The 15,259-nt window shown below is 37.2% G+C and carries 15 protein-coding genes and 4 tRNA genes; 6 read left to right on the forward strand and 13 right to left on the reverse strand.

What is annotated here, in order from left to right; genetic code table 11:
- Positions 1-277: 277 nt before the first annotated feature.
- Both BTO21_RS06995 and BTO21_RS07000 read left to right on the forward strand, forming a co-directional pair.
- Positions 278-1,120 carry a pirin family protein gene (locus tag BTO21_RS06995; protein WP_045032164.1) on the forward strand — a complete coding sequence of 281 codons (843 nt, stop codon included), beginning with the start codon at positions 278-280 and terminating at the stop codon, positions 1,118-1,120.
- A 191-nt stretch (positions 1,121-1,311) separates the two neighbouring features.
- On the forward strand, positions 1,312-2,619 hold the full coding sequence (locus tag BTO21_RS07000) for a GGDEF domain-containing protein (protein ID WP_105026744.1): 1,308 nt from the start codon (positions 1,312-1,314) through the stop codon (positions 2,617-2,619).
- Positions 2,620-2,671: 52 nt separating this feature from the next.
- On the opposite strand, the gene BTO21_RS07005 is transcribed toward BTO21_RS07000, so the two are convergent.
- Positions 2,672-3,145, reverse strand: coding sequence for a DUF2947 domain-containing protein (locus BTO21_RS07005; RefSeq protein ID WP_045032166.1), 474 nt, complete (start codon positions 3,143-3,145; stop codon positions 2,672-2,674).
- Positions 3,146-3,308: 163 nt separating this feature from the next.
- The gene (locus BTO21_RS07010) at positions 3,309-3,527 is read right to left on the reverse strand and encodes a hypothetical protein (protein WP_045032168.1); all 219 of its coding nucleotides are present in this window, start codon (positions 3,525-3,527) and stop codon (positions 3,309-3,311) included.
- Positions 3,528-3,894: 367 nt separating this feature from the next.
- Here BTO21_RS07010 and BTO21_RS07015 point away from each other — a divergent pair, with 367 nt between their 5' ends.
- Positions 3,895-4,719: a DUF3108 domain-containing protein gene (locus BTO21_RS07015; protein ID WP_065208043.1), complete on the forward strand. Its 825-nt coding sequence runs from the start codon at positions 3,895-3,897 to the stop codon at positions 4,717-4,719.
- Between the two features lie 47 nt (positions 4,720-4,766).
- Here the strand turns inward: BTO21_RS07015 and BTO21_RS07020 are convergent, their stop codons facing one another.
- From BTO21_RS07020 to BTO21_RS07040, 5 genes are read right to left on the reverse strand one after another with little or no spacing between them, the layout of a single operon-like run.
- The gene (locus tag BTO21_RS07020; protein ID WP_045032169.1) at positions 4,767-5,018 is read right to left on the reverse strand and encodes a hypothetical protein; all 252 of its coding nucleotides are present in this window, start codon (positions 5,016-5,018) and stop codon (positions 4,767-4,769) included.
- Between the two features lie 14 nt (positions 5,019-5,032).
- The gene (locus BTO21_RS07025; protein ID WP_045032170.1) at positions 5,033-5,611 is read right to left on the reverse strand and encodes a gamma-glutamylcyclotransferase family protein; all 579 of its coding nucleotides are present in this window, start codon (positions 5,609-5,611) and stop codon (positions 5,033-5,035) included.
- A gap of 45 nt (positions 5,612-5,656) precedes the next feature.
- Positions 5,657-6,595 carry a 5-oxoprolinase subunit C family protein gene (locus BTO21_RS07030; RefSeq protein WP_045032172.1) on the reverse strand — a complete coding sequence of 313 codons (939 nt, stop codon included), beginning with the start codon at positions 6,593-6,595 and terminating at the stop codon, positions 5,657-5,659.
- On the reverse strand, positions 6,583-7,272 hold the full coding sequence (gene pxpB, locus BTO21_RS07035) for a 5-oxoprolinase subunit PxpB (protein ID WP_045032174.1): 690 nt from the start codon (positions 7,270-7,272) through the stop codon (positions 6,583-6,585). Before pxpB ends, BTO21_RS07030 begins: the two co-directional genes overlap by 13 nt.
- 1 nt (position 7,273) lies before the next feature.
- Entirely contained in the window at positions 7,274-8,041 is a 768-nt protein-coding gene (locus tag BTO21_RS07040) for a 5-oxoprolinase subunit PxpA (RefSeq protein ID WP_045032175.1), read from the reverse strand.
- Positions 8,042-8,199: 158 nt separating this feature from the next.
- On the opposite strand from BTO21_RS07040, the gene BTO21_RS07045 reads away from it, so the two are divergent.
- Positions 8,200-8,385 carry a DUF3012 domain-containing protein gene (locus tag BTO21_RS07045; RefSeq protein ID WP_065195368.1) on the forward strand — a complete coding sequence of 62 codons (186 nt, stop codon included), beginning with the start codon at positions 8,200-8,202 and terminating at the stop codon, positions 8,383-8,385.
- A gap of 94 nt (positions 8,386-8,479) precedes the next feature.
- Here BTO21_RS07045 and BTO21_RS07050 read toward each other — a convergent pair.
- The 5 genes from BTO21_RS07050 to BTO21_RS07070 all read right to left on the reverse strand — a co-directional run bounded on the left by BTO21_RS07050 (position 8,480) and on the right by BTO21_RS07070 (position 10,060).
- Positions 8,480-8,566, reverse strand: a tRNA-Leu gene (locus BTO21_RS07050).
- Between the two features lie 105 nt (positions 8,567-8,671).
- Positions 8,672-8,758, reverse strand: a tRNA-Leu gene (locus BTO21_RS07055).
- Positions 8,759-8,824: 66 nt separating this feature from the next.
- Positions 8,825-8,900, reverse strand: a tRNA-Gly gene (locus BTO21_RS07060).
- An 11-nt stretch (positions 8,901-8,911) separates the two neighbouring features.
- A tRNA-Cys gene (locus tag BTO21_RS07065) sits at positions 8,912-8,985 on the reverse strand.
- 151 nt (positions 8,986-9,136) lie between these two features.
- Complete coding sequence (locus tag BTO21_RS07070; protein ID WP_045030817.1) at positions 9,137-10,060, reverse strand: PfkB family carbohydrate kinase; 924 nt, start codon at positions 10,058-10,060, stop codon at positions 9,137-9,139.
- Between the two features lie 464 nt (positions 10,061-10,524).
- Between BTO21_RS07070 and BTO21_RS07075 the strand changes: the two genes are divergently transcribed.
- Both BTO21_RS07075 and BTO21_RS07080 read left to right on the forward strand, forming a co-directional pair.
- Positions 10,525-12,402, forward strand: coding sequence for a DUF294 nucleotidyltransferase-like domain-containing protein (locus tag BTO21_RS07075; RefSeq protein WP_045030819.1), 1,878 nt, complete (start codon positions 10,525-10,527; stop codon positions 12,400-12,402).
- 15 nt (positions 12,403-12,417) lie between these two features.
- Complete coding sequence (locus BTO21_RS07080) at positions 12,418-13,167, forward strand: 3'-5' exonuclease (protein WP_045030821.1); 750 nt, start codon at positions 12,418-12,420, stop codon at positions 13,165-13,167.
- A 109-nt stretch (positions 13,168-13,276) separates the two neighbouring features.
- Here BTO21_RS07080 and BTO21_RS07085 read toward each other — a convergent pair whose 3' ends face one another.
- On the reverse strand, positions 13,277-14,851 hold the full coding sequence (locus BTO21_RS07085) for a BCCT family transporter (RefSeq protein ID WP_045030822.1): 1,575 nt from the start codon (positions 14,849-14,851) through the stop codon (positions 13,277-13,279).
- Positions 14,852-15,259 lie beyond the last annotated feature (408 nt).

Consider the following 15,259-nt stretch of genomic DNA (forward strand, 5'->3'; position numbering starts at 1 on the left):
CGCTTGTAAAAACTATTCATTAAAATATATAACCAACTGATTACATTATTATATTACAAGCTAGCTAATATAGCAGCTTAGGTCGGTCTTCAATAAGGCTCAGTACTTAGAAATAAAATCACAAAAATCATACTATTCATCAGCAAAAAGCCCTTATCACGACTACGCTTTAGATAATAAATGTACTAATAATTATCTTGATGAGATCAGACTTTGATTTAATCATTAAGCATAATCCATAGCTTTACTTTCATTTAAAAATGGAAATAAATAGCTTATGCAAAAAAGTAGACAGCTTGTCCATATTCGTCACGGTATAAAAGAAGGCGCAACGACTTCATTTATCCATGAACAACATTTTGCCGCCACCAACCCATTTGTTTTATGGGAGCACTTTACGTCAAAGACCTCAATGAACCATAGTTTAAACTTTCATGGTCATTCAGGCGTAGAAGCGATTAGCTATCCTCTTACTGGTACTATTTTGCATAATGATTCAACACCACAGCACCATATTATCAAAAGTGGCGATATTCATATTATGACCAGTGGCCAAGGTGTGATTCACAAATCAACCACATTACCGCAGCAATCAATCAGTGAGTCTTTTCAATTATGGGTTGCTTTACCAACAACGAATAACAGTGAAATGTGTCAACCAAAGAGTCAGCTTTTTAATAAACAACACCTTCCTTTAGTTGAAGACAGTGATTCAACAACCAAAGTATTGGTTGGTCATTACCATCAACACACGAGTCCCATAAAAAGTCATTGTGAGCTGATTTTACTCGATATAATCATGAGCTCTTACAGCACATGGTGTTTTACCCCACCTAAACAGCATCTCTCTGGTTTTATTTACTTAAAATCAGGCGTTGCTTACAGTGCCAATAATAAACTAACGCCACTCCAAATGGGTCTATTTGAATCATCATCATCATCACCGATAAAAATTACAACAACGAATCAAAGTTCACGGTTTTTTATTGCCTGTGCCGTACCATTAAAACAACCATTAATAACGAACCAACAATCTGTTCACTCCAGTGAAAATAACATCAATAAAAGCCAATCTACAATAAAAAAATTAATGTCAAACATGAACAACTCAAACAGGTAAAAGTAAGACTTTATCAGTGATGATAGTTTTATCAATAAGAAATACTTATAAGTTTGATATACACAACCACGTTGATACCATGATATTATTTTTAACTATCCTTATACTAAAAATAAATCATTAATGTGTAATAAACATTATGGCTAGTGTTGTTATTACACCATCGTAATTAATGTCTAAAGGTATTTTACATGGTAACCTTAAAAAGGTTTTCTTCAAACCACTCAATATATAGAAATATCACACTTCAACTTTTGGTTTTTTTTGTATTAATTTACTTTATTATTCAATTACTTACCGCAACAGAGTTTTTCAGCAAAGAGACGTTAGCTGCGATTCACAATCATAGTGTAAAAATAAGTAGTCTATTAGTTTTTACTCTTTTTTTTATTTTTTGTTATGTTATAAATCGAATTAATAAATGGTTCATTAATCCATTAAATAAATTAAACAAAGTTATTAATGAAAGTAACAATATATCTAACAACAAAATCATTCATGCAGGTGATATAACAAGTATGTTTGAATACTATTGTATGATGATACGTGATATTGCAGAAAAAGATTCTAAAATAATTTTAGAAGCATCGATACTTACTCAAGAAAAACAAGCTGTCATAAACCAAAAACAATTAGCATCCAGTCTTTTCAACAATAGTCAGGATATAATTATCATTATCGACAACAATGGAGCTATTACTCGGGTAAATCCTTCTTTCTGCTTACTTATAGGTGTTAAATATGAAAATATTATTCATCAACCATTAATAAATTTCATTAACACCTCAGCATACAAAAACATTAAAGCATCACTTTCCCATGAACTTAATAACTCTCATCAATGGCAAGGTGAATTTAACATTCAGCATATTATGAACAAAAAAGACATTCCTTTATATGTAAGAATAAACAAATTCATTGATACTAAAAATAACAATATCCAATATTCAATTATTGCAACCGATCTTACTACAATAAAAGAAATTGATCGCCTTGTTCATATTAATCAACATGATCCATTAACAGAACTCCCCAATAGAATCGCTCTTACTAACCGTTTAAAGGATGAACTTAGTATTCAGCGTGCCTCACATCATAAATTTGCTGTTCTGTTTATTGATCTAGATAACTTTAAACGAATAAACGATAACTACGGTCATCAAATGGGTGACAGAGTACTAAAAATCACAGCAAATAAATTACGTAATTCAGTCAAAAAAACCGATATGGTTGCACGCCTTGCCGGTGATGAGTTTATAGCCATCATTAATCCTGCGACTAATCATGCCGACGTTATCCAGACTTGTGAACGTATACTCAGCATCTTACAACAGCCAATTATTATTGATAAATGTCACTTAATGATTAATGCCAGTCTTGGCTGCTATTACGCTCATCCACATAAACAACAAACCATTGACGAAATTTTAAGCCAAGCAGACATTGCTATGTACCAAGCAAAAATGGCGGGAAAGGGATGTATTATAGAATGTAATTAATTTTAATAAAAATGCCGTATAAGTAAGGTCTTATACGGCATTTAAAATTAACTTACGAGCGTGTTGCTAATTGGAATGTGCCATTTGATTGAAACCAAACCACTTGATTCTGCTTACGTCCAAGCAGTAATGGACCGTCATCAAAAAATAAAAAATTCTTCCAATTACGTTTAAATACACCCCATTTTGTCTCAATGATATTGTATTTTTCATAGCAGAAGAAAATAGTGGTATTGTCTTCCCACTTTATATTAGCTAACAACTCTGCTGGAAGCTCAGGTTCATCACCGTCCCAAGCTTGCTGCCAATCCATCGCTTCTGACCAAATTTTCTTATCAAACGCCCAGTCACCTTTTTCAAAATGATCAGCATCTGAACTTTGGTTACTCACATGTTCACACCACAATTGCGCCGAACGAGCTTGAGTAAATGGTTTTATTTGAACTAAATCTGCTTCAGTAACAGGCATTGAAGCATGAGTGAAAATCCATTTACGTATGTAACTATCAAATTCGGTATAATTCATTTGTCAGCCTAAAAAAATAAAGACGACGCAATGTACATCAGTGCTGATATTTGTTCCAGTCCCTCACTACAATTTTTAGATATCACCTAAAACAAACAGACATAAAAGGCACGAGCAATATCGTACCTTTAAAAATAATATCACCACTTCGATCTAGTATGAGTTACTTATTAGGTTGCCACAGATCACTAACCCAACCACCAACATGATCATCATAATGATTATCCGAGAATGTAGGGCTTGTTCTTACTCGTGTATCATGATGACAATCAAGGAGTTCAGATATATGCCTCGCCATCGGATCATCGGTGGACTGCATTTGCCTTTTTTGGGCAACCTCCTTAATAATCTGTAATCGATATGACGAGTTCATCTTTTTCATTGCCAACTCCTCTAAGTTAAATACATAAATAACAACCAAATAAAAATAGGCTTCTCGGTAGGTTACGTCAAATTACTGATTAAACATTTCCACATAATTAGGCTCTGAACAGTTATTTTTTTTACATTAAAAACAATAAGTTATTAGGTTTAAAATTCAAAATTAAAATACACCATTCATAATAAAACCTTAACCATTTGATTATAATAAATATTTTAAAAAATACTTTTTTTTGTTTAATTGTTAATTATTCACTCGGTTATCTCAATAGTGCATCATAATTAACAGCGTTAATTTCATGGAACATCTGCTAGACTATTAGCATCTATTATTAACACCGCTATTTTAAATTGTTTCAGGAGTGTTTGTGCGTTTATTGCCTTTTATTGCTTTTTCTTTAGCTAGCTTTTTTAGCGTAACCATTAATGCCAACGCAGACACATTAGCGCCGTCTTCCAGCATCAGTGCTTTCAACAAAAATAACGATCCCGATAAAGCCAATCCCCCGCCTATTCAATTATCACCAAGTGAAAATAATCATTGTAATAAAACCTTAAACTATAATGTATTTTTTGAAGGGCATCATATTGGTGATTACCAGCGTAATATCGTGTGGAATGGTACTCAGGCAAATATTTACACGAAGAGTACTGTCAATATATTAATCACTAAGGCAAAATTAAACCAACATTCAAAACTTCATTGGTCACCACAACGTCAAAGTTTTGTGACTGACTCTTTTGAACGTAATATAAAGGGGTTAATGACAGGTAAAGTCACCGCTACTTTTACTGATAACGGCGCAAAAGCAACAGTAATTGAAGACGGAAAATCACATCAATTCAATGAGACCTTATTACCTATACTAGATGGTGATACAATCGGTGCACAGATGAGATTAGATATTATGCAAGGTAAGAAAAGTTTTGACTTTATTTTGCAAAATCGCGACGACACTAGCCATTACTACTTTAAAGTTGTTGGTGAAGAAACAATAGCAACCAATTTTGGTGATCTAAAAGCTATTCGTGTTGACCAAATAAAGAAAAGTGATCGTCAATTGTCATTATGGTTTGCCCCTTCCGTTGACTATCAACTAGTACGTGCAACCTATAAACGTAAATTACTCGATTTAAAAGCGGTATTAATTAGCAAGCAAATAAATTGTCCTGCTCCCGTATTAATTAAATAATTACGTTCTCATCAAACCGTCATTTTTAAATGGCTGTTTGATGTTCATCATTTCGCAATCGCTTTCCCACCAATAATTTTATATGCCGGCGTTCCCCGTACTAACATTTCACGTGCAAATACGGTATTACACTCAGGACAAGTACAGGCTTGCTGAGTAAAATCTTTGCTGATTCTTTCTTTAAAACATTTCACTAATGCGCCTTTACCGCCTTTGCGATATTTAAATAACAGCGTTTTACAGTGGCAACATAACACATCAACCGTTTTTACCGGTCCTTTCTTATTTGGCTTAGCCATTACACTTCTTCTTTTTATAACGATTGATTCGAACGTATTATTGCCGATTGGACTAACTGATCAATAATGCTTTTCTCTTGCTCAAAGACATGCGCTAAATTGCCGTATTTAGGTTGATGGCGATCATTCTCATAAGCATGTTGCCACCCTTTCGTTGTTAGCATAAACAGTTCAGCAAACTGAGGAGAAATGGCTAAACATCCGGCTAAAACCGTATCAACATAACTTTGAATAATCGGCTTTTGACAACATGGCGAGCAAAAATCATTATTAACATAAACCCATACCGAACCTTTTACTTCTAAAGGCTGATTACCTACACCAGTAATATTGTCCCATTGAATTTCTACCCGCTGATAACCATGTTCACGCTTATCAAATTCAGCAAGTGCTAACGTATCAACCTCAACCAGCACGCCATTACACTGCCCTTTTTCTTGTACAACCACTAAAGGTGAAATAGGATAACTTCCCTCTATTTTCCCCCAATACCGTTGTAGCCCATCAACTAATACCGGTATCGCATTCCCGGTATTACCAGTACGTTGACGCGAGTAAGCATTGATTAAACTGCCATAACCAAAAATATACATATCACTGCCTCTTATTATTATATGACTTATCTAACCTATCATTTTCTAAAAGGGTAATGTGAAAAAACGACAAAAATCGAACCATTGCTGTTGATACTGCGTCAATAATTGTGCTGTTACGGCTTTAAATTTAACTTCATCATTAGGCTTAGTTTGAGCAAGACGCAATAAATCCATCCGCGTAATACACCCTAAAATAGGGTACCCACCTAATGTTTGCCGATCATTTAGTAATATTATCGGTAATCCATCTGGTGGAATTTGAATCGCGCCAACAGCAATAGGTTGTGAGATTAATTCCATGGCTAATCCCGTGATTTCTTCGCCTTCTAACTGGCATCCCATTCGATCTGACGTCGAAGAAACCTGATAACGTTGTCGATAAAAAAGCCCTTTTTGCTGAGCGGTAAAGTATTCTGCTTGATAACCTTCAATAACATGTAACACAATATCTGCACTATAATCGGGAATGTAATCACTCGGTACCGTTGAATATGTTGTCAATAACGGCGCATCATAACTATCAAGGATATCGTTATTTTTCAATGCACTCCCTTGAATCAACCCTCCTAATTGTTCTCGCATAACCGTTGCGGCACTACCAAATACTTTGGGGACGTTAAAGCCACCTCGAATGGAAAGATACGCACGAAAACCATATTTAGCCGCACCAAATTGTAATTTTTGACCTTTTTTAAGCAAAAATGCCTGCCATGGGGCTATTGCTTGACCATCAATGGTTGCTGCCATATCAGCCCCCGTTAACGCACACTGACAATCATCTAACGCCTCAAAACAAGCGAGACCCACCGTTAATTCTAATTGAGCAGCATTACTATCATTCGATAAGAGATAATTCGCCCAACAAAAAGCATGCAAATCCATTGCACCACCTTGAGTAACGCCTTGCTGAGCAGCACCATAACGACCGAGATCTTGGATTAATGATAATATTCCCGCATTTATTACTGCTAACTTGGGCATATCACGCCTCCAAGATCCAAAAATTGAGCGCGTTCAATAGGATCAAATTTCACTTTATCACCAATAGCAAAACAAGATTGAGGATAAGACTGCGCTTCAAATACTGATTGAGGGCAATTACCTATAATATGCCAGCCGCCAGGGCTCTTTTGAGGATAGACAGCCGTTTGTTGTTCAGCAATACCCACACTCCCCGCTGCAACATATTGTCGAGGCGTCGAATGTCGAGGGACGGCAATAGCCTCATCAACAACAGATAAAAACGCAAAACCCGGTGCAAAACCAATAGCACCCACCTCGTAAATTTGACGACTATGTAATTCAATCACAGCCTCAATACTTAACTGACGTGATATTGCTAAAGAATGTAAATCTGGGCCAACGTCGGGATGATAATAAACCGCTAAATGATGTTGTTTTACTGATATCGATTGCCGTTCAATCTTATATTCCTGATACCACAGCAAACTGCTTTGCTGTAATTGAACAAAATCACACTGTCCTAACTTATATTGCACCATCACTTTGGTGTATGAGGGCACAATTTCGACGATAAATGGGCCGTATTGTTGTTGGATATGAGCGATAAAATCTGCAATACATTGGGTTGTTTCAGAACTAATAACCGCACTAAACTCAACCATTAATGTGCCTTCGGATATTGGGGTTATTTCCATATTATTTGCCGTTATCACAAGAATGATGCGCTGCTGTAATTAATGTCGCTAACTCTTTTGCGACTTGAATTGATTGCGGATTATCACCATGTACACACACCGAATCAACCGCTAAGAACAACCAACTTCCATCCTGAGTTGGTACTTTCCCTTGCAATAAGTACCGCATTTGCTGCTTGATCGCGGCTATCGTATTAAATACCGCACCGGGTTGATCGCGAGGCATAAGCATCCCTGACGCTAAATAGGTGCGATCAGCAAAAGCCTCAAGTATTAGTGTCACATTATAATTATCAGCAATAACTTGATAACGATGGTTATCTTTACGTGAAAGTACCATCAAAGATAATGGCTGAGAACGGTAACGATTAAGTTGGTGTAATGTTTTGATGATAGTAATGAAAATTTGTTCATCCATCATCATATCGTGATAAAGCGCACCGTGAGGTTTGACATAATGCAGGGTTGAAGCATGTAATTGGCACAAACTTTCTAATGCGCCAATTTGGTATGCCATCAAATGAGCAATTGCAGGCAGAGAATGCGTTATATGACGTCGACCAAAACCTAACTTATCATTATAACTAGGGTGCGCACCTAACATAACTGCATGTTGATTTGCTAAACGAATAGTTTCAGCCATGGTGTCTGGATCTGCCGCATGAAATCCACACGCGATATTTGCCATTGAAATCGACGTTATTACATCACTATCATTGCCCATTTTCCACGCACCAAAACTTTCCCCCATATCACAATTTAATTTCATTTGCCCTCCTGGCGACTCACAACATCGGTGTAAAGATAATGTCGTTATTCCTAACTGAGTGTAGTATTAAATAATTAACATAATGCTTTAAACTGCCTAAGCTGTAATCATGATCAAGTAATAATCGAATTTACTGCCGCATAAAAGAAAGGATACCAATGAAAACAATTTTAATTTTGCTAACTGCTGTCTTTTTATTGTCAGCATGCTCACCAACCGTCGGTAGCGAAAAATGGTGTCAACAACTAAAAGAGAAAGCCAAGGGAGAATGGAGTGCAAATGAGGCTGTTGAGTTTACCAGAAACTGTATTATTCGCTCAGGTGATGCTAAAAAACAGTATTAATGCACGAGGTTAATCTACATTACGTGAATATTCATACATTCAATAAACAACAGACGAAAAAAAAGCTCATCTAATGATGAGCTTTTTTAAATGATGGTGCCCCGGGCCGGACTTGAACCGGCACAGCGCGAACGCCGAGGGATTTTAAATCCCTTGTGTCTACCAATTCCACCACCAGGGCACGCAAATCAATGCGATGGGTAAGACACCATCTTTAGATATCGCTATTTAGCCATATCTTTTAATTCTGTTGTAACAACTTCCTTTACCTATGTAAAAGAAGAGATGGTGCCCCGGGCCGGACTTGAACCGGCACAGCGCGAACGCCGAGGGATTTTAAATCCCTTGTGTCTACCAATTCCACCACCAGGGCACGCAATTTAATGCGATGGGTAAGACACCATCTATAAATATCGCTATTTAGCCATATTTTTTAATTTGGAGCGACACATCGGGTTCGAACCGATGACCTCAACCTTGGCAAGGTTGCGCTCTACCAGCTGAGCTAGTGTCGCAAGAGGAAGTATGGAGGCGCGTCCCGGAGTCGAACCGAGGTACACGGATTTGCAATCCGCTGCATAGCCACTCTGCCAACGCGCCATATTTCCTAACCAGAAGACGCTGATGTCTCGTGGTATGGGGTGCATTGTACGGATTGCTGGAGTTGAGTCAACTGCATTTTCAAATTTTATGATCGTTTGATTATTTTACATACAAAACAAGCCGTTCCGATTATATGGCATACAATAAACTACATAATGTCACGCATTGAATCAGAAGGAATAATGGCATCAGAGCATGTTGTTACTCTATGACTGAGCTTTTGGGCTAACAATAATGATTGTGTAATCGTTTGTTTGTTAATTCTTTCAGCAAGATACCCCGCAACAAAAGCATTCTCTGCAATATGATCACCATGTTGAATGGCTAATTTTATACTTGCGACTCGTAATAGTGACTTTGAAGTAATCACTAAACTACACACTGTGCATTCGTTTTTATTGGCTTGTTTAAATACAACCTCACGACACCCCCATTTAATATAACGTTGAGTTAAAGCACGAGAACTGCCCCAAATTCGCATTTCATCATTTAAATCAACAAAAGCGATATCAACATAAGGAAAGATTTTTTCATACCAATATTGGGCCTGTCTTGTTGACCATAAATCACTGCGGAAACTATTATCTAAATAAACCTTTCCCCCTTTTTTCTTATGCGCATCAAGTAATGTTAATAGTAATGTTTTATCATCATCTGGTAAGGCTGCAATGCTGCTGCCACTAATGTAAATCGCATCATAGCCATTATTAATCAAAGCATGGTTTAATAACGCAGGGCCATAAGAAAAATAATAGCGCATTGCATTATCTTTATTCCAATAATGATAATGCCGTTGACCATGATTATCGGTTTCAATAAAGCATAAATTAGGAAATTTAGTTGCCAGACATTTCACTAAGCTGGTATCAATATTTTCTCGTTGCCAGCATTGCAGCATTTTCATTGACACCTTTTCAATGCCGATGCAGGTCGCATAACTGACATTAATGTTACGAGACCCTCCTAACCGCGCCAGATATAAAGCACGATTAACAATATTACCACCATATGTTTGATGTCGAGGCGAATGGTTAAGCTCAACTAATGCTTCACCCAAAAATACAATCTTCATATCTTCCCTCGCTATAGATAACGCTAGATGGCAATACATATATCGAAACGGACTCTTTAAAAGCGTAATACATTCTGTTTTATCATCATCCTCATAATGCTCTAGATTTTCATTTTTTTTAGGTTTAAATATTGTTTAAATATTAATAATAAAATATTACTAATTATCCTTATTTTTACGCTATTTTCTGCTACTCAATTAAGTGTAAAGTTATGAGCCAGATCGCTTAAATCAACACTGCTCACTTATTGACAATATCAAATAATGATCAACCGCCTTGCTATAAATAGGATAATTAACACTTACACCTGTAATTGTTAATCACTAACAATATATGATTTCCACACATGCATAGGTTACAATTCGATAAGTGATAGACACTTTGTAACAATATAATATCTATCGCTCTCTAATTATTATCTGCCGAGCCTTGCTCTTATTTTTTTATTGATACGGACTGAGATATGGAAGCTGAACAAATAGAAATACTTAATTTTATCAGCCAATATTCACCTTTCGATTTGCTACCAGAAGAGCAATTGAATGAACTAGCAATCGAAATTGAAGTGGCTTATTACCGTGCAGACAGCATGATTTTAAACTTAGGTGATAGCATTAATGATTTATTTCTCATTCGTAGTGGTGCTGTTGAAGTATATCGCCGTAAAGGAGAGCTATATAACCGCTTAGATGAAGGTGATATTTTTGGTCAAATGGGATTATTGATGAATAATCGCGTTAGAATGCCAGCCAAAGCCTTAGAAGACACTCTACTCTACTGTATCCCTGATAGTCTCTTTACCAAGCTCTGTGACGACTACGATAGCTTTGCTGACTTTGTTGAAGTTGATGATGGTTCTCGCCTTCGACATGCAGTATCACGCCAAAATGATGAAAATGATCTCACCACATCTAAAGTGCGTACATTGTTAACTCGTGATGCCGTGATCCTTGATCAAAATGCGACCATTCAAGTTGCAGCCCAAACCATGGCTGAAGAAGGGATCTCAGCCCTCTTAATCTGCGATGAAAACATCACTGACGACGATGATGATAATGACTTAATTGTAGGTATTATTACTGATCGTGATTTATGTACTCGCGTATTGGCACTTGGCGTTTCTACTGCAGAGCCTGTCTCTACTATGATGTCAGCAGATCCAATCACACTCGATCATAATGCTTATGTGTTTGAAGCCATGCTAACCATGCTGCGTTCTAACATCCACCACTTACCAGTAATGCGTAATAAGCACCCTCTTGGCATTATTAGTGTCTCAGATATTGTGCGCTATGAATCTCAAAACAGCTTATTACTCGTGAGTAGTATCTATCAACAACAATCAGTCGAAGAATTAACGGTACTCTCCACGCAAGTTAAAGACTGTTTTGTACGAATGGTGAATGAAGATGCTAACTCTCATATGATTGGCAGCGCGATGGCAGAGATAGGCCGTAGCTTTAAACAACGCTTACTTGAACTTGCAGAAGAAGAATATGGTCCACCACCAGTGCCTTACTGCTTTCTAGCCTTAGGTTCAATGGCACGTGATGAACAACTTATTGTTACGGACCAAGATAATGCCATTATTCTTGATAATCATTTCAACTATGACAAACATAACGCCTACTTTGAAAAACTGGCTAAATTTGTCTGTGATGGCCTCGCTGAATGTGGTTACACCTACTGTACTGGCGATATTATGGCAACCAACCCTGAATGGCGAAAAACCCGCCAGCAATGGGAAGATTGTTTTGCCGACTGGATTGATAATCCTAAACCCGTTGCATTACTTAACAGTTCAATATTCTTTGATCTTGGTGGTGTATGGGGAAAAACGAAATGGGCAAAACAACTCAATGGGTTTATCGTTCGCCGCGCCCGTAATAGCCCTCGTTTCTTAGCTTGTCTTGCTCGTAATGCCTTAAACCGGACACCACCATTAGGCTTTTTCAAAGATTTTGTCATGGAAAAAGATGGTCGACATAACAACTCGATAAATCTTAAACGTCGTGGCACTGCACCGTTAGCTGATTTAATTCGCGTACATGCTCTTGCTGTCGGCTCTCGTTCACAAAATTCTCTCGAACGCCTTGATGATATTATCGATAGCGGTATTTTACCCCCAGGACGTGCGCAAGATTTACGTGATGCGATGGAATATATTTCACTTGTTCGTATTCGTCACCAAGCACTCGATATTGAAGCAGAAATCGAACCAGACAACAGTATAGAGCCTGAAAACATGTCTGATTTTGAACGTCGTAACCTCAAAGATGCTTTCCAAATTTTAAGTAAAGCACAAAACTTTGTGAAGTTTCGTTATCAGTCAGCACGCTAATAAAAAGAGCCATTAATGTTTCATCATGGATCAAAACAATCAGCCTCTGCGCACTTTATTCGTAATGTACCAACACCAGACTGGCATTTACGTTTTAAGCGGTTGGCACAAGAAGCACAAGATAGCCGAATAAAATCTTATTATCAGGCAGGAATGATTACTGAAGATACACCACTGAGTGAAGTCCCTTTTGTTGCTCTCGACTTTGAAACAACAGGGCTCAATCCAAGCAGTGACGATATTGTGAGTATTGGATTAGTACCATTTGATCTTCATCGTATTTATTGCCGAGAATCACAACACTGGGTAGTAAAACCAAAGGTGAAATTAGAAGAAGATTCCGTCGTTATTCATGGCATCACTCACTCTGATGTTCAGCAAGCGCCGGATTTACGCCGTATTCTTGAAACAGTATTAGATTCACTTGCAGGAAAAGTCGTGGTGGTTCATTACAAAAATATTGAACGCCAGTTTATGGATCGCGCGTTAAAAATCCGGTTAGGTGAAGGCATTCAATTTCCCGTTGTTGATACTTTAGCGATTGAAGCTACCATCCAACAACAACAATTTGGCGGTTTGTGGAATAAATTAAAAGGCAAACGCCCAGGTTCAGTACGCTTAGGTAAATGCCGTTCTCGTTATGGCCTTCCAGCTTATCAACCACATCATGCTTTAACTGATTCTTTAGCAACCGCAGAATTACTCCAAGCACAAATTGCTTACCACTTTCAGCCTGACACTCCTATTAGTCAGCTTTGGGAATAACGTAGCGACTCCCATGAAACGGTGCGATAAAAAAAGCAGCTATTCAGAGATTATTCTGAAAGCTGCTTTTTTATTACGTTAACTTTATTTCAATGATTAAACTGAACCGTTATTTATAACGCTCAGTTCTAAAGCCCATTAATAAACTAATACACATCACAATCAAAATAAACGTAAACGGTAATGCTGTTGAAATCGTACCCGCCTGCAATGCTTGAATTGCTTGCGTACCACCAACCCATAATAACGCAATCGCAATCAAACCTTCAATTGAAGCCCAAAAAACACGTTGTGGGATTGGAGCATCAATCTTACCACCAGCAGTAATACTATCGATAACCAATGAACCTGAATCTGATGATGTTACAAAGAACACTAAAATCAAAATAACAGAGATAAACGATAAAATGCTACCCAGAGGTAATGCATCATACATTTGGAACATCGCTAACGGTACTTCAGTAATACCCTTTGTACCTAACGTACCAATATGATCCATGATTTGGTGAATAGCTTGACCACCAAATACAGACATCCATAATGATGTAACAACTGTAGGCGTAATAATAACGGCAATTAAGAATTCACGAACCGTACGGCCTCTTGAGATACGAGCAATAAATGAGCCTACAAACGGAGACCATGAAATCCACCATGCCCAATAAACGATTGTCCAACTATGTACCCATTTTTCATCAGGACGATTATTAGGATCACTTAATGGAATAAAGTTTTCAATATAGCCCATAATTGTTTTTGGTAAGGTATCCATCGTAACAGAGAAGCTAACCAAGGTAACAAAAATAAGTAATACAACCGCAACAAGCATATTAATGTTACTGAGTAATTTAACCCCAGAATCAATGCCTTTAACCACGGAATAAATCGCAGCCATCGTCACAACAACAATGATCGTTATTTGCAGCCATAAACCACCATGCATCCCAAATACATGGTTAATACCACTTGCTGCTTGCTGTGCACCTAAACCTAATGAAGTAGCCAAACCAAAAAGTGTGGCTAAAACAGCAAGAATATCAATAATATGCCCAGCCCATCCCCAAGTACGATCGCCTAAAATAGGGTAAAATACCGAACGAATAGAAAGCGGTAAGCCTTTGTTATAGCAAAAGAATGCCATAGACAAGCCAACAACAGCATAAATTGACCATGGGTGTAACCCCCAATGATACATTGTTGCACCCATCGCAACTTTAAATGCTTCTGGCGTGTCAGGTGTAACATTTAATGGTGTTGAACCACCCCACCCGGTAAAATAGGCTGCTGGCTCAGCCACACTCCAAAACATTAAACCGATACCCATACCTGCAGAAAAAAGCATTGATAACCATGATAATGTTGAATGATCAGGTTTTGCTTTTTGTCCGCCAATACGAATACGACCGTAAGGTGAAATAATTAGTGCTAAACAAAAAAAGACAAAGAAGTTAGCTGCCCACATAAATAAAGAAGCGAACTGATTAACAATCGCTCCTTTTACGCTGTCTAACGCTGCTTTTGCGGTTGCTGGATCTGAAACTAGAATCGCAACTAAAAAAATGATTATAAGTCCAGCACTCACACCAAAAACGGCGTTGTGTACATCGAATCCCCACTTTTGGACATTATCTTGACCAATAGTGTAATCCGTATTATCTATACTATATTTATCGTGTTTACTCATTTATTACATCCTGTTAGGTATCGCCTTAACTATAATATTTAGTCATGTAAACAAAAATCAAAGCACCATTATATAACCATTAGTAGATGAGAACTGTCAATAGACAGACAAAACAGCCATATAGCTTGATTTAACTCTTTTACAAGAGAAATTTATCTGTTGTTATTAATTAAATATAATCACAACAATGGTTTTTTTCTTTGAACTCTAACCATCTATTGCTACAACTTTAGTTCATTTGAAATTTTTAACTGTTTTTTATATGCACCGATAACAACAAAAAATTATTTTTATTCTTTTTAATCAATAGATTAAATAGAATAATGGCGAAATAAGGCAAACAGTAATATTCGATATAAATAGAGAAGGAATTGTTATAGTTATTTATCATATTACAAGGCTGGATAA

Origin of the sequence: Photobacterium phosphoreum (assembly GCF_002954725.1) — a bacterium.
GTDB lineage: Bacteria > Pseudomonadota > Gammaproteobacteria > Enterobacterales > Vibrionaceae > Photobacterium > Photobacterium phosphoreum.

Bases quoted from the DNA above. Each gene is read 5' to 3' on its own strand.
- BTO21_RS07030 (WP_045032172.1), bottom strand. From the start codon at position 6,595: ATGCCCAAGTTAGCAGTAATAAATGCGGGAATATTATCATTAATCCAA.
- pxpB (WP_045032174.1), bottom strand. From the start codon at position 7,272: ATGGAAATAACCCCAATATCCGAAGGCACATTAATGGTTGAGTTTAGT.
- BTO21_RS07080 (WP_045030821.1), top strand. From the start codon at position 12,418: ATGTTTCATCATGGATCAAAACAATCAGCCTCTGCGCACTTTATTCGT.
- BTO21_RS07085 (WP_045030822.1), bottom strand. From the start codon at position 14,851: ATGAGTAAACACGATAAATATAGTATAGATAATACGGATTACACTATT.
- BTO21_RS07075 (WP_045030819.1), top strand. From the start codon at position 10,525: ATGGAAGCTGAACAAATAGAAATACTTAATTTTATCAGCCAATATTCA.
- BTO21_RS07045 (WP_065195368.1), top strand. From the start codon at position 8,200: ATGAAAACAATTTTAATTTTGCTAACTGCTGTCTTTTTATTGTCAGCA.
- BTO21_RS07040 (WP_045032175.1), bottom strand. From the start codon at position 8,041: ATGAAATTAAATTGTGATATGGGGGAAAGTTTTGGTGCGTGGAAAATG.
- BTO21_RS07020 (WP_045032169.1), bottom strand. From the start codon at position 5,018: ATGGCTAAGCCAAATAAGAAAGGACCGGTAAAAACGGTTGATGTGTTA.
- BTO21_RS07010 (WP_045032168.1), bottom strand. From the start codon at position 3,527: ATGAAAAAGATGAACTCGTCATATCGATTACAGATTATTAAGGAGGTT.
- BTO21_RS07025 (WP_045032170.1), bottom strand. From the start codon at position 5,611: ATGTATATTTTTGGTTATGGCAGTTTAATCAATGCTTACTCGCGTCAA.
- BTO21_RS07000 (WP_105026744.1), top strand. From the start codon at position 1,312: ATGGTAACCTTAAAAAGGTTTTCTTCAAACCACTCAATATATAGAAAT.
- BTO21_RS07005 (WP_045032166.1), bottom strand. From the start codon at position 3,145: ATGAATTATACCGAATTTGATAGTTACATACGTAAATGGATTTTCACT.
- BTO21_RS06995 (WP_045032164.1), top strand. From the start codon at position 278: ATGCAAAAAAGTAGACAGCTTGTCCATATTCGTCACGGTATAAAAGAA.
- BTO21_RS07070 (WP_045030817.1), bottom strand. From the start codon at position 10,060: ATGAAGATTGTATTTTTGGGTGAAGCATTAGTTGAGCTTAACCATTCG.